This is a genomic window from Acidovorax sp. GW835-FHT14B10 (genome assembly GCF_058793725.1).
The window spans coordinates 1-14,904 of sequence record NZ_JBXAGC010000048.1; the positions used below are offsets into that span (position 1 = coordinate 1).

General features: G+C 55.6%; 8 protein-coding genes and 2 pseudogenes. 5 read left to right on the forward strand and 5 right to left on the reverse strand.

Annotated features, from left to right (window positions below; genetic code table 11):
• Positions 1-36: 36 nt before the first annotated feature.
• From AC1Q5S_RS21495 to AC1Q5S_RS21505, 3 genes and pseudogenes are all read left to right on the forward strand, one after another.
• A pseudogene (locus AC1Q5S_RS21495) lies at positions 37-918 on the forward strand (Mu transposase domain-containing protein); the annotation flags it as partial.
• Positions 911-1,738: an IS21-like element helper ATPase IstB gene (gene istB, locus AC1Q5S_RS21500; protein WP_066690515.1), complete on the forward strand. Its 828-nt coding sequence runs from the start codon at positions 911-913 to the stop codon at positions 1,736-1,738. The pseudogene AC1Q5S_RS21495 and the gene istB, both read left to right, overlap by 8 nt.
• Positions 1,739-1,860: 122 nt before the next feature.
• Positions 1,861-3,399 (forward strand): IS3 family transposase, encoded by a 1,539-nt coding sequence (locus AC1Q5S_RS21505; protein ID WP_492239398.1) that lies wholly within the window; start codon positions 1,861-1,863, stop codon positions 3,397-3,399.
• A 296-nt stretch (positions 3,400-3,695) separates the two neighbouring features.
• Here AC1Q5S_RS21505 and AC1Q5S_RS21510 read toward each other — a convergent pair whose 3' ends face one another.
• On the reverse strand, positions 3,696-5,042 hold the full coding sequence (locus tag AC1Q5S_RS21510; RefSeq protein ID WP_086929083.1) for a replication initiation protein: 1,347 nt from the start codon (positions 5,040-5,042) through the stop codon (positions 3,696-3,698).
• Between the two features lie 1,956 nt (positions 5,043-6,998).
• On the opposite strand from AC1Q5S_RS21510, the gene AC1Q5S_RS21515 reads away from it, so the two are divergent.
• On the forward strand, positions 6,999-7,628 hold the full coding sequence (locus AC1Q5S_RS21515) for a DNA-binding protein (RefSeq protein WP_492239399.1): 630 nt from the start codon (positions 6,999-7,001) through the stop codon (positions 7,626-7,628).
• Positions 7,629-7,665: 37 nt separating this feature from the next.
• On the opposite strand, the gene AC1Q5S_RS21520 is transcribed toward AC1Q5S_RS21515, so the two are convergent.
• From AC1Q5S_RS21520 to AC1Q5S_RS21535, 4 genes are all read right to left on the reverse strand, one after another.
• Positions 7,666-8,664, reverse strand: a complete 999-nt coding sequence (locus tag AC1Q5S_RS21520) for a ParB/RepB/Spo0J family partition protein (RefSeq protein WP_492239400.1) — start codon at positions 8,662-8,664, stop codon at positions 7,666-7,668.
• Complete coding sequence (locus tag AC1Q5S_RS21525) at positions 8,661-9,329, reverse strand: nucleotide-binding protein (RefSeq protein WP_086929081.1); 669 nt, start codon at positions 9,327-9,329, stop codon at positions 8,661-8,663. Before AC1Q5S_RS21525 ends, AC1Q5S_RS21520 begins: the two co-directional genes overlap by 4 nt.
• A 935-nt stretch (positions 9,330-10,264) precedes the next feature.
• Positions 10,265-11,995 (reverse strand): tyrosine-type recombinase/integrase, encoded by a 1,731-nt coding sequence (locus AC1Q5S_RS21530; protein ID WP_232476754.1) that lies wholly within the window; start codon positions 11,993-11,995, stop codon positions 10,265-10,267.
• 1,354 nt (positions 11,996-13,349) lie between these two features.
• Positions 13,350-14,360: a DNA-binding protein gene (locus AC1Q5S_RS21535; protein ID WP_024815581.1), complete on the reverse strand. Its 1,011-nt coding sequence runs from the start codon at positions 14,358-14,360 to the stop codon at positions 13,350-13,352.
• A gap of 130 nt (positions 14,361-14,490) precedes the next feature.
• Between AC1Q5S_RS21535 and AC1Q5S_RS21540 the strand changes: the two are divergent.
• Positions 14,491-14,835: pseudogene (locus tag AC1Q5S_RS21540) on the forward strand (integrase); the annotation flags it as partial.
• Between the last annotated feature and the right edge of the window lie 69 nt (positions 14,836-14,904).

Consider the following 14,904-nt stretch of genomic DNA (forward strand, 5'->3'; position numbering starts at 1 on the left):
AAACAGCGCTGAAATCACTCTTCAGCCCACCGGCCACGATGCGCCGAAATGATCGGTCACATTCGCCGAAATACGCACCTATTCGATGCCGACTTCTGCAACGTAGCCAGCGGCTGGGAGAAAGGCGTGGTGGAGAAGAACGTGCAGGACAGCCGCAGGCGCATCTGGCTGGAGGCGCAGCAGCAGAAGTTTGGCAGCTTTGCCGAGCTCAATGTTTGGCTGGGCGCACGCTGCCGCAGTCTGTGGGAGGAGGTGCGCCACCCAGAGTACAAGGCGTTCAGCGTGGCCGAGATGCTGGAGCAGGAGCGCGCGGAACTGATGCCCATGCCGACAGCCTTTGATGGCTATGTGGAGCGCTCAGCCAAGGTGTCGAGCACTTGCCTGGTGGCGGTGGCGCGCAACCGCTACTCGGTGCCGTGCGAATTGGCAGGCCAGCGCGTGAGCACCCGGCTGTACCCCGGCCGGGTGGAGATCGCCAGCGACGAAATGATCGTGGCACGGCACGAGAGGCTGCCCAACCGGGGCCACATCTGCTACGACTGGCAGCACTACATTGCGCTGATTCAGCGCAAGTCTGGTGCCCTGAGAAATGGCGCGCCCTTTGCAGACATGCCGACGCCTTTGCAGCGATTGCGACAAGGCTTGATGCGCCATGAGGGCGGTGAAAAGACCATGGCGCAGGTGCTCAACTGCGTGTCCAGCCACGGACTGGAAGCGGTGCTGGTGGCGGTGGAGTTGGTGATCGAATCGGGCGCGCTCAGCACCGAGCACGTTCTCAACGTATTGGCTCGGCTTGATGCGCCAGAGCCTCCTCCCAACATAGAGAGCACCCTGGATCTCAAGGAGGCACCACTGGCCGACACCGGGCGCTACGACAGCCTGCGTGGCGACGCCATGGAGGGCGTGAGCCATGCGTGATATTGCTGCTCAATTCAAGGAACTCCGCCTGAACGGCATGGCCGGCGCCTGGGTCGAGTTGACCACTGCAGAGGGACAAAGCAGTGATGTGGGCATACAGACCTCGCGCTGGTTGATTGAGCACCTGCTGCAGGCAGAGCACGCACAGCGGGCCTTTGCCTCGGTGCGCCACCAGATGAAGGCGGCCAAGTTCCCGCTACACCGGGACCTGGCAGGCTTTGACTTCGAGGCCTCCAAGATAGACCACAAGTTGGTCAAGCAACTGAGTACGCTGGAGTTCACCGAGACGGCACAGAACGTGGTGCTCATTGGTGGGCCGGGCACGGGCAAGACGCACCTGGCCACAGCCATCGGAGTGGCGGGCATTGCAGCCAAGGGCAAGCGGGTGCGCTTCTATTCCACGGTGGATCTGGTCAACGAACTGGAGAAGGAGAAGCGCGAGGGCAAGGCTGGGCGCATCGCACTGGCGCTGTCGCGCCTGGACCTGGTGATTCTGGATGAGCTGGGGTACCTGCCCTTCAGCCAGGCCGGTGGCGCCCTGCTGTTCCATCTGCTCTCCAAGCTGTACGAGCACACCAGCGTGGTGATCACGACCAACCTGAGCTTCTCGGAATGGTCGGCGGTGTTCGGGGACGCCAAGATGACCACAGCGCTCCTGGACCGTTTGACCCATCACTGCCATATCGTGGAGACCGGAAATGAGTCCCACCGCTTCCGCCACAGCACCCTGGCGGCGAAGTCACGCATCAAGGCCAGAGAGAGTGCACGCAAAGGCAGCATAACTGCACCGGCATCAGCAGAGCCAGACGAACCGTTCTAAACGGGCTACTGGCTACACTTATCCACAGTTGCTGATTCCAAATTCAGCAATCCGCCCTGGGTCAATATTGGATCGGCAGGGTGGGGGTGCGGACGAAAACTTGGACTACTAGAAGGTAGTTCATGTATTCCTACGAAGACCGAATCCGAGCCGTTGAGCTCTACATCAAGCTCGGCAAACGCACCAGCCCGACCATCCGTCAGCTGGGTTACCCAACCAAGAATGCATTGAAGGGGTGGTACCGCGAGTATCAGCAGCGGCTCGACCTGCCGCTGGGATATGCCCGTCGGGAGCCGAAGTTCTCGCAGGGCCAGAAGGCAGCGGCCATCGAGCACTACCTCACACATGATCGATGCATCGCTGCCACCATGAGGGCGCTGGGCTATCCAGGGCGTGGAACGCTAACCAAGTGGGTCCGCGAGGCATTCCCTGAAGCCAGGATGGCCCTTGTCGGCAGTGTGGGCCAGCGAAGATATCCCGAGAGCTTGAAGCACGCGGGAGTGATGGAGCTTTGCACCCGGCAGGAAAGTGCACAGGCTGTTGCCGACAGGCTCGGCGTGTGCCGGCCAACGTTGTACAACTGGAAGAACCAGCTTCTGGGGCGTGAGACACCCGCATCAATGAAACACACCAATCAATCTCCGCAGGCGCGAGAGCGTGAAGAGCTCGAGCGCCAGGTTGAGATACTGCGCCTCGAAGTCAGGCAACTGCGCCTTGAGCAGGACCTCTTGAACAAGGCCAATGAACTGTTAAAAAAAGGCCTGGGCGTCGATCTACAGCTCCTGTCCAACCGGGAGAAGACACTGCTGATTGACGCCCTCAAGGAGCACTATGACTTGCCTGAGCTCCTTGGACAGTTGGGTCTTGCACGTAGCTCGTACTTCTACCATCGGGCCCGCACAGCGGTCGGCGACAAGTACCTTGGGGTGCGCCAATCCCTCACCGAGATCTTCGAGTCAAACCACCGCTGCTACGGCTACCGCAGGCTGCAGGCCTCGCTGACCAAGCAGGACGTCACCATCTCCGAGAAGGTGGTGCAGCGGCTGATGAAACAAGAAGGCCTGGTCGTTGCAAAGCCAAAGCGGCGCCGTTACGCGTCGTACCTCGGCGAGATCAGCCCCGCACCCGAGAACATCATCAACCGTGACTTCCAGGCTGCAGCCCCCAACGAGAAATGGCTGACCGACATCACAGAGTTCCAGATCCCTGCGGGCAAGGTGTACCTGTCACCGATCATCGATTGCTTCGACGGGATGGTGGTGAGCTGGACCATTGGCACGAGCCCGGACGCTGAACTGGTCAACACCATGCTGGATGCTGCTATCGAGACAGTGGCAGAAACCACCGCTAGGCCGGTAGTTCATTCCGATCGCGGAGGGCACTACCGCTGGCCTGGCTGGCTATCGAGAATGAGCGATGCCAAACTCACCCGCTCCATGTCACGTAAGGCGTGCTCGCCTGACAACGCGGCGTGTGAGGGCTTCTTCGGCCGGCTGAAGAATGAGCTGTTCTATCCTCGGGACTGGAAGGGCACGACCATCGAGCGGTTCATTGAGGTGGTCGACTCGTACATCCGCTGGTACAACGAGAAGCGGATCAAGATCTCCCTTGGGGCCCTCAGCCCGATCGAATACAGGGTGAGTCTTGGACTTGCGGCATAAAACCAGTCCAAGTTTTTATCCGCACCCCCGGTGGGTCAGAATTCAAGTGGCGCCAACATGCGCGGTCTTACGGCGCTTGGTCAACGCAATCAGTTGCTCTCGCTCCGTCGCGCTCAACACCAATGGAATCTTTGGTCTTCCGCTCATGGCCACCTCGTCGTGCAACACCCTACACGACTGATTGCCATCAGGGAAAATAATTCAATGAATTTTTAACTCAGGACACTAGGAGGTTTGCTCACGATGGAAATACTGCCCCCTCCCCCGAAGGGTTGCGCAAACGGTAAACGTCGTTGCTATGCTGCGGGCTGAAATTGCTCAATGAACTGCGCCAGAGCCTGGGCTGTAGGCTCGCCCCAGAGCTCCTTGGCATACCAGGTTGAAAAGAGGGAGCGGACCATGGCGCTTTCGATGCCCTTATCAAGCTTGATGGACTTGTTTAGGTTTTGTGCCTTGAACGCGTCGAAGATCTGCTTGTGCTCCTTTTCATCGAGCTCTTTATAAACGGCCAACGCGTCCTGCGCGCGTGCGGCGAGGAACTTCTCCATCACCGACGGACCTGCGGGGTTCTTTTTAGAAATCGTCTTGGGAGCGCTTAACAGCAAAGAACTCGGATTTCTAGCAATGTCTTGGAGTGTCCATCGGAAATACCCCGCCGGCGTGCCCAGTGGACTCATGCTGGTGGACTCTGCTCTGATTTCCACTCGGGAAATGGCAGCGCGGATGACATCGTCTTGGTACTGAGCGGCCAAGTCTGATGCGTCAGTCTGGCTGAATCCGAACTTCATAATTCTTCCAATCAACTCCACATCGATCACTGGAGGTGCGGGGAATTCGAGCTGCGGCTGCTTGTTTTGCTCGACACGAAATTGAAGCTTTTCCACCCTACGCCCGTTCTTATGCTCAACGAGCTCAATGTTGATGTCGGTCAGCGCATTGATTTCCGCAATGGCTGGCTTGATCGTGTCCCGCTTGAAATACTTGTATACCGGTGGAGCCTCAGCGGATATCGGATTTCCAGTAATGACACCGTACCAGTGCTCGTAGCTCTGGATAAAGGTCAACTTCGACGGGTTGGTGGCATAGCGCCTACAGATCTCATAGAGAGCAAGCGCCGAGCCGGATTTGAGCGAACTTTGGTAGACGATTGACAGCCGCGTATAAGTACTCGGTGCCATAACTTGCTCGTGGACCTCTGGCGGGAAGGCGAAACCGAACCATACTTGGCCAGAGTGCTTATTGAACCCCTCGGGGTTCACCAACGTCACCGACGAAACCAAACGCTCACTGGTCCACTGGCGCTCGTTCTCCATGAGCAGCTTGATGTTCTGCATGTCCTCCAGTTGTCGCTTGAGGTACTGGACGTCTTTGCTGTCGTATGCGGCGTCTCGAGCCAGGTCTGACAACGGTATCCAAAAATATTTCTTTGCAGCTGGCGTATTGATGGGAGCGTTAAGGCCGGGCTCCTTCATCTCCTGCGCGTGATACATCATCACATTGAAAACCTTGCGCGACAGCAAAGACAGGTTGCCTTCGACAACACGAAGACCGATGGCTTCGTTCGTCTTTCGAAATTGCTTGAGATCGCCTGATTCGAGGGTCGTCAGCGCATCGCTTCGAGCCTTGCTCTTCCTTGTCGCCATCGACAGCCTTTCAGTGTCACCTGCCCATCTCTTTCGCCGCAGCAATGGCCGCCATCATCGGTGAAAATTTCGATGAAATTTTTCACCTTTGTATGAGCACCTCGCTTTTTCACTTTTCGATGAGATCATAGCGCGCTCACCGCATGAATTGATAGCTTCTCTTTAAATCTCAAGCAGTTATCCAACAGGTACAAGAGATCAGGTCCCTGTAAAGGCTCACCAATGTCCCTGAATCCACTCACCTATGCTCCCTGTAGAAGCTCACCCAAAACTCATTTGCTCCCCGGTGAGTCTCACCTGTGTCCCTGTAGATGCTCACCTTGGTCCCCGAATCCACTCACCGGATCGCGCCCTTCCCCGCGCCAGTGCTGCGTTTTCCCTCACTTAATTTGTATTTAAATGATCCAAGGGTATTTTCAAAAAGATTCTCAACGTAACGGTGTCTCTTTTGAGGAATACAGGAACCAAAAACCGTCTCCAGAAAGACCGGGAAGCCAGCTCGGGGACACTCAAGCACTCCTGGTACAAGTTCAATCACAGCAACTGCTTCTACAGCGCACAACTGATCCTATCCTTGCCCTCCTCTCCTCCACAATGGCAGCCACCTTGGTGCTAGATCAAAGCTTCTCTGAACGCGCTTCAGGATCACGAACCCATACGTCATCGGGAAGAGGATTGTCAACTACATCCTGATAGGTGAGCTTCTGCAGGGACCACAGCCCAAGAATACCTCGCACTAAATTTTTGCTAGCTGAGCTGCCCCGCTTACTTGGAATAGTAGAAAGGTGAGCCTTTCCGGGGACCTTTGCAGACTCTCAGCGGCTGGTTTCTTAAGGTGAGCCTCTACGGGGACCATTTTCTTGCTAGTTACCCTCAATACTCGCACCACCGGTAAGACGTAAATCCATCCCTGTCGTCCAAAAGGTGAGTGTTTACAGGGACCTTGCACGACGCAACGGCGAAAGTGGACTCTCGCACTCACGCATCAACAAAGGTGAGCTTCTCCAGGGACACAAGACTTCAACATAAAGCCCACCATACCGCTCCAGTCAAGGAAAGGTGAGCTTTTTCAGGGACCTGCTTTCTGTGGTTTGCGCTCAAGAACACAACCAAAGTGAGTACACGCTCTCATGGAAATCATTTTTTGTCTGTATTCTTTCGAGACACTAACTGACTGGTGAGCTTCTACAGGGACTTATTCAAGGCTTTATCCAAAATGGACACCTCAAGATGAGCCTGAAATGGCCCCCAAGAGGCCCCTAAAAGCAGAGACCAGGACAAGTAGCCACCATGGTGAGTCTTGATCCGCAGGAAAGGCGTAATGCAACCAAAAGGTGAGCTTTAACGGGGACCAGTTGGAATCCTTGGTTCTCCGAGATGTCATCGTGCTGAGCAAAGGAGATGAGATCAGCTTTTCGGTGAAGATTTGTCCCTGAAAAAGCTCACCTTTCGCTCGTCCCTGTAAAGGCTCACCTCCTGACTCGCTACACAGGCGTTACACCGATAAGCGTGCGAGGGATAGCCTGCTGTCTACATCCCTTTCAGTTGTCGCTGCCGTCATGAGCAACTCTGAATGTTTCTTCTAAGCTTGGTGCTCAGATTTGGTCCCTGAAGAATCTCACCTTGGGATTTCTGGCAACGAGAAGTGGTTCTGAATCTGCAAACTTTCTCAGCACTTGCAAATCTTCCGCTGGCCCCGGCGTCAAGGCGTTGATCCAGTGCGCGGCAATCAAAGTGGAATCAGCTTGTGGACTCGCTGTCCAAGCCAGGGCAGGTCGAGCTGTGCGAAATGAGATTTGCAGGTTTTCGAGAACGGGCCATGAATCATGTCTCAACGAACATGCAAGCGCGTTGATCAGCGAAGTAGACACTTCGTGGGTTCATCGATGACCTAGACATGTCAAATTGACAATAATTACGGTAATTATGATAATTACCGTAACAAAGGAAAACCCTATGGCACGACCACTCGCCACCAAAGAACTCGTCTTTGATGCCGCCAGCTCTCTGGTATCTGATGGTACAGAGCCAAGCATCGTCAATGTGCAGGCAAAGATTGGGGGCGGATCGTACACAACGATCAAACGCTACCTTGACGCATGGAATGTCCAGCGCGAGATCAGTGCGCAAGAGGGCCTCGAAACACCCTCCTTCGTGCTTGAAAAGAGCGCAGAACTTGGGCGCCAGCTCTGGGCCATGGCTTGGCGAGATGCAAACAAGCAAACACAGTCAGTCAGGGACGCCGCAGAAGGTAAGGTGACAACCATCGCTCACGATCTGGAGTTTGCCCTCTCCGAGATCCGGCGCATGGAAGAACTCGAAGAATCTCAAAACCAACTTTTGGAGAGAACCAATGAACAGCTCTCAAAAGTTATCGAGGCGCTGACAGATGCACAAATCAAGGCATCCAAGGTTCCAGACCTGGAAGCACGTCTTGCAGCTGCCTTGGCAGAAGTCGCCACCGCTCGCCAGGCGGTCACTGATAAAGCGGTGGAGATCGGGCGAATGACAGGCGAAACAGAAGCCTTGCGCAAGCAGCTCGTTGACCTGACTTCCGCGCTGGTATCCCCATCAAATCGCGCGTGAAGCTAGATTGCCCTGCCCTGCCCTGCCCCGAAGCGAATTACTCTTTCGAAAACAATGCCATTAGTTTCGACGTAATTTCATGGGCAGTCTCGGGACTGAGACCCCTCAGACTGAGTTCGATTCGGCCGTCCTCCTCGAAGGATTTGAGTTCGCCTTTAGCGCCTTTGAAGCTGAGCGCCTCACGTGTGGAGCGAGGGCGCTTCACGGGGCCCTTGACAGCGGCTTTGCGCCTGGCCACGACGTCGCGATATCCCATGCCTGTTTTTGCGACTTCGAGGATGAGTTCGAGAGTAGCCTCATCTCCCTCGACATCCCAGAATTCACGGAGTGCATTGAGCATCTTGTGATTTAGCAGCTCCGGGTTCTCGGCTACGGCGTGTATGACTCTGTTGGACAGGCCGGCCAACGACAGCGTTCGACTGACGTGGTCTTCGCCCAGGCCGAGAGATTTTGCCAATGCTGCTTGAGTCTGATAGACCTTTTTTGCTAGCAGCTCTTTCCATTTGATCGCGTCATCCAGAGGCGTCTGCTCGCGTCGCTCAACATTGGCCGCGCGAGCTTCCTCGTAGAGTTCTCTATCGCTTGCCGGACGGGGCCGAATCTCGATGCGTAACGTCGCAAGTCCCGCGGCGCGGGCGCCGCGCAACCGCGTCTCACCTTCAATAAGGGTGATGCTCCCTTGGTCGTCAATGTAGCCAGTAGCGGAGATGCGCTGTCCTGAAGTCGACAGCGAAAGAGCCATGTTGTCCACTGCAGTGGTCGTGTAGACAGCGCGGGGATTGAATGGATTTGACTTGATGAGGCCGACAGGGACGTCATAGACGGTTCCTACCTGGTAGTCTGAAGAGACCGCAGTCCGATCTTGGCTCGAACCAACTCCTGAGGTGATAAGCACGGGGCGCGTGTCTGCTAGGCCTATCTCGGATGGACTCATGCGCGGATCACCGACGATGGGAATGCTTGCTGAGACTGATTCAACCGCAGCGACGCGGTCAGCGGAGACTTCGCGTTTTTTAAAACCGGTAGCCATGTTCATTGCTCCTCACCATTGATGCGGCTTAGGATCTCGTCGTAAACAGCTTGCATTTCATCAACCGCCTTTTGTGAGCGTTCGCGGCCTTTTAGCTCATGCACTGCGCGACCGCTCTTGCCGGTGGCCAGCCAAGAGGTGCGGTGAGCAATTTGAGACTTGAACACCGAGATACCCTCGCTGGTGAGGAACTCGCGCAGTTCCGCCGTGGCTTTGGCACCTTCGAGCGGTGAAACGCGAGTGAGAACGACGTGGGCTGGAATTTCGCCGGACTCGTGGCGGGGCCCCATCTCTCTAAGAGTGTCGAAGACATTCAAAGTCGATTCAACTTCTTGCTGGTCAGCACCACATGGAACTAAGACGATATCGCTGAGCAATGCGCACTCGAGCATGGTTCTGTAGTTTTGAGCTCCGATATCTACAACGACCAAGGTGTATTTTTTCGAGAGATTTGCGAGTTCACGTGCTGGATTCGGTGGCAAAGCGAGTACGGGAATTGATGGTGTGACGCCCTCATCGTTACGAATCTTTGACCAGCTCATCGCCGATCCTTGCTTGTCCGTATCTAAAAGAACGACATCCACGCCATTTGCCGCTGCCAAAGCTGCTATATGAGTTGCAAGTCTGGTCTTTGCGACGCCGCCTTTTTCTGCTCCGATGGTGATAACCATATCAAATTTCTTTCATAAGGCAAAAAACGTATCGGCATATTTTCTATGAAAATACAATGCCTAGTCAATATTAAATCTGATTCAACTTGAATATTTTCAACAAATGCAACATCGGTTGCAGCTCGTCGCCTGGAAATCAGTAACCAGAATCTTGGCTCGAGCCAAGCATCGGTTGATGCCCCAACTTCCGAGCCGAAGACGTGTGGGTTGGCTCGAGCCAAGATGCTTTTCGCGTCACACATGTCGATGTGAGTCTGGTGACTGACTTTAGGGGCGATAGTGCCCGGGGTGGTTTGTGCGCGGGTGTTGATCTGCTTGTGTTTGGAGTTTTTTCAGCATTCGCTGAATAGCTAGGGGTCGATGGGTTGGCTCGAGCCAACTTCTCGTCGTTGAGTTTGTTGTTTGGTTCGGGTGCCTGCCCTGTGTCGGATTATTTCTGAGATTTTTCAGAAGTGCCGTAAGTGGGAGGTCACGGTAGGGGCGTTGGGTCTGTGGATGTCCAACGAGTTCTGGCAGCAGGCTTGATACGTGCCGTATTTGTGGGTGGAGCTGCTCTGCTGAAAATTTCTTGCCTAATGAATTAGGGGTTTTGTTCGTTGATGAGCGGATGTGGCAGCAACAATAACGAGTCTGGGTGGCTGCGGTGTTTGGGGTTTTGGAATTTAGAGGGGCGGGTGCGTTAGGCAAAAAGTCTTGAGTGCTTGAAGAGCACTATTTCCGAAATCAAGGAGTTGCCGTAGATGTGCGGCCATTCAAGAGGAGTCCCCGTACATCGATATGCTATGGCGCACCATTGGAATGTGAAAACTTTGCTTAATTAGACGAAGAGACCCTTTTGCTGATGGGATCGAATGCGTCGAACGCCATGTGGTTTCAGGATGGATTTGGTGTATTCATTTCAGCAAGTTTCTCGACAACGTTGGGTGTCGTCAATTTCACTTAAACGCGGCAGAGATGGTTTCGATCTGGCGCTCCAATGGAGCCTTGGCGTAAATGTTCATCGTCGTGCTGATATTGGCGTGACCCAGCTGAGCTTGAACTACTTCCATGGGTACCTCGCGTTTAATTGCGCGAGTTGCAAAGGTATGTCGCAGCCAGTGTGCCGATGCGCCTGCAAGCGATTGACGTTCGGCAGAGGGGAGGAGGGATGCGTTAATCGCATTCCTCAACCAGGTGCGTACGGTGAGGTACAGAGCCTGGTAGCCAATGGATTCCATGGGACCTTTGGCGCTGGCCAGTAACGGAGCTTTTACAGGAGCTTGCTGCAGGCTGCCGATACCGCGGGCCTCGAGGTAGTCCTCCAGTGCTACCAAGGCAGAAGGGGGGATGGCTACGACACGCGGCGTACCTCCTTTGCCTATCACCTGCAACACATACCCTCCGCTGACATAGCGCAGATCGCCCAACCTGGCTGCCAGCAATTCAGAGGCGCGCAGTCCGACACCCGACAAGAATCCGACGATGAACCGCATGCGCGCGCGGGAAGGGGAGGGTGGTTGTGCATCAATGAAACGTTGGATTTCAGTCTGAGCGTCTTCGGAAAAGGCGCGAGTGTCTACGCTGTTGACAGCAGTCTTTTTCATTGAGGCGCGGGTCTTGATCAGCGGCCATGGGTTTTGGCCGATGTAGTCGGCCAACTTCAAATAAGCGAAGAGGGCGCCCACAATGTTGAGCAGGTGGTGCCGGCTCGATTGCGAAAGCTGTCCACGAAATGGTGCCCAACCGGGTTGGCCAGGGCTGGCGCGCTCACGCGATATCCAGTGGGCCGGTATGTTCTCGGTGAAGGCCCTGAACGCCAGGCAGTCCTCGACCTTGACCTCTGAAAAAGTGATGCCCCCGCGCTCCCACTGGAGCCAGAGCATGAAGACACGAGCCTCCCGCCAGAAACTCTTGACCGTGGCGGCAGAGCCTGCATGGGTCTGGATCCAGGTGCGCATAGCCTGCAGGTCGCTTGAGGCATTGAGCATGGAGCCCGACCCCGACAGAGGTAGCTCCATTGGCGGTGTCTGCAGAGACTCTTGATAAGCGTTTCTAGGGAGCCATTCAAGCTCCAGCGGATGGTCGGCCAGGGCAGAGGAGGGCAGGGCGAAGAGGCGCCTCAAGGGTGGCGTCGCTGACGGGATGAGAGTGTGGAGGTGAGCCGCAATGCGCTGGGCCTTGCCTTTGCCCACACCCGGTAGGTTGCGATACCAGCGTCCCCCGGCAGCAATGGCTTTGGCCATCTCGCCTAGGTTGATAAACCCCGCGCCGACGAGCTTGGTTGCGCTGCGCTCGTCGAACCAGCCGGTCACCATGTCCTGGGGTTTGGGCTGTTCGGCATTGCTCGTTTCCAGACTTCGCAACAGCTCCAGCTGCCTGCGGCGCAATCGGTCGCGCCGTTCGGCCTTGTGGTCGGTCGGGAAAGCTGCCTCGTAGAACTCCAGTTGCTCGGACTCGCTCCATCCATCCAGGTCCCGGTCAACGATGAAATCTTCCAGGCTGGGCCGCAAGCTGAAGTCCTGGACCCGAATCCGCACGCCTATCAGACGCCACGCTGAGTCTCCTCTACGCCGAGCGATGGCGCGAACCTGATCCACAGTTTGCCGGTGGGCGGTGATGGCCTCGTTACCGTGCTCGATGCCGAGGTAACGCAGGGCGCTCTCGTTGAGGTCAATACCTTCGGCCACAGCGCGCAGATGTGCGAAATGGTGGGGACCAAGCCGATGTATGAAACGTACATTCGCTCGGGTCTGGCGACGTTGCAAGTCCTTGATTGGATTGGGTTTTCGACCCAGATCGACAGGGGGAGCGATTTTTGTCACCTGTTTTTTGACTTAAGATAATGTAGCATTATCTTAAGCATAGAAAGTAGATGGATGTGAGAAGGGCGTCGAAGTTGGGAGGAATACATGCAGGCCGACATTGGCGAAGTCCTGTGGCTGCATCACGTCGTTAGTTGCTACTACGCTAAACGCAGAAAGCGAAGACCGGCTCCAGCGCCATCCGCTGAAGGGAAAACGTCAAGGCTGGTGAAGGGAAAATGTCAAGCCACGCAGCCGGGCGGATAGATTCAACGCATTCGCAGGACCGCATTGGCTAACTAGAGCGATTGCTCGCTCCAGCTCTTACCGTTGGAAGATCCGAAGTAGCCAAACTGGATCCATCAAAGGCGCCACTGAGGGCGCCTTTTTTTTGGCCCCGGGCTCTTGGCCTGGCCAACGTTGCCGCTATTGACCGGCCAGACATGCAGCGATGAGGCCCCGCAAAGCATTCACAGTGTAAATCCCAATTAAATCAATGACTTAGCGTGCATACATTGGGGCGCGAAAAGAATGCACAGTGTAAATCCCAATTAAATCAATGACTTAGCGTGCATACATTGGGGCGCGAAAAGAATGCACAGTGTAAATTCCAATGAAATCAACAACTTAGCGTGCATACATTGGGGCGCGAAAAGAATGCACAGTGTAAATTCCAATGAAATCAACAACTTAGCGAACCCGCAATGCAGCGCGCTGCGCTGACCTCAAGCCGGCCGCATTGATATTCCGGTAACTATGCAATTAGGGCCACAGGGCCCCGGCGTTATTGACCGAACAGGTCACGCCTGATGTGCGATTGATGACAAGTAAGTCAGCGGTTGCAGACAAGCGCATCAAGGACCATGCTTGTCTACATCTGGTGTCTATCTGTGGTCGATTCGTGGCCCGCCTGTTGAGTAGTTGTGGAGCCAGAAACGACAATCCTACAACTGGCGGAGAACGCGCGAGTGGTGGGTGGGCGACTGGATCCGGGCGAACTGCGGCACCAGGATCGCTGAAGTGGGCCGGCTCGGGTCTCGTCCTTGAGTGCCCTCGCTCTGGGCGCTTCGGCTTCGGGGGCAACGATGGCAGGCTCCATCCAGTCCATTCAAGTTGGCTGCCTTGATCGCTTGGGGCCAGGTGGCATCCGCTGAAGGGAAAACGTCAAGGCTGGTGAAGGGAAAATGTCAAGCCACGCAGCCGGGCGGATAGATTCAACGCATTCGCAGGACCGCATTGGCTAACTAGAGCGATTGCTCGCTCCAGCTCTTACCTTGCGAGTTTTCACTTTGGGCCCCACTGGATCGCTAGTCGGGATCGTCGGCAATCGATCGCGAAGTTCGTTGAGGACGGCGAACATTTCCGTGCTGCGCTGCTCAAGTTCTGATTGCAAGTCCTTCGTCTCGTGCCTGGAGGCTTGCAGATCTTTGACCAGACCTGCTTTCTCTGCCTGCAGTGTCGCCACGACGGCCTCCAGCTCCCGAGCCTTCTCCAGCGAAGCCGACAAGAACTTTGCAGATTCCCGGGTTTCGCTCTCCAATTTGAGCGCCAACCGCTTCGATTCTTGGCGCACACGATCCACCTCTGCATTAAGTCTGCGCTCCTGAGCCTGAGCGCGCTCCTCCAGACGCGTGCGTTCTGCGTGGTGGTTAACCTCCATTTCCTCCTGGCGCCGACGTTCTGCATCCGCTGCCAGGCGAAGTTGCTTGCTCTCTGCGCGTGACGCAGCCAGCATTTCCTGGCTCCCGGCAAGTTGTTGCTGCAACTCCTGAACCAGACGGCCCATTTCGGCGATCTGCGCATCCCTGGCCTGCATAGCCAGCTCATAGCCTTCGCTGCGGTCGGCTAGGCGCTGTGTTTCCTGTGCCAGGACGTCCTGCGCCTGACGTAGCGCCTCAGCTTGCTTGTTCAATTCTCTGCGCGCTTCGGTGAATTGAGCCATCGCGCGCTCGTCAGCATGCTGGAGGGCCCTGCCCCAAATGGCTTTTGCAGCCCGGACAACCGGCGCGGGCAAGGGGACTTCGGCGCCGCCATCTTGCTCAACTGCATCTCCCGGTGACTGCAGCCGCTTGGCAAGTGACCCATACCAACCATCAAGCATCGGCCCCACAGTATTTGGGGAGCCACGGCCGAGATGTTGTCGCACTCGCTCTATCGTCGGCCGCTCCCCGAGTTTAAGAACGGCGTCGGCGGCTGCCCAGACCTCTTCCATTTGCACACCACGCGGACCTCGAACAATTTTTGACTGCATCGCCCTACTCCACTACATTTTTACCAACGATAATCGATGCTTATCGTGATCTATCAACTATATTTGTTGTAAACAATACATCATATGTAGTTTTTATCAAAATTTTGCCTTTACAACCTCGGTTTCAACCATGCGCCTGCCGTCTCTGAGAAATATCCCCTCGCTGGAGCCGTCCTCCCTGTCGCTTGTGACTGCGCAGGCCGTTGAAGAGTTGATGCGCGAGGGCGAGTCCTTGAACACGTTGGCCAGCTATCGCTCTGCGCTGCGCTATTGGGCTGCCTGGTTTGGCCTTCGGTACGGGCAAGGCATCACGCTACCGCTGCCTGCGAACGCCGTCCTGCAGTTCATCGTGGATCACGCACAGCGGACTACCACCGATGGCCTGGCTCACGAGCTACCGCCAGCAATTGACCAAGCGCTGGTGGATGCGGGATTCAAAGGCAAGCCAGGCCCAATGGCGCTCAATATGTTGATTTCCATCCAGAAGTGACCCAGTAACCCCCAGGTTTTCCATCTAAAACTGATCCACGTACTAACCCTAACC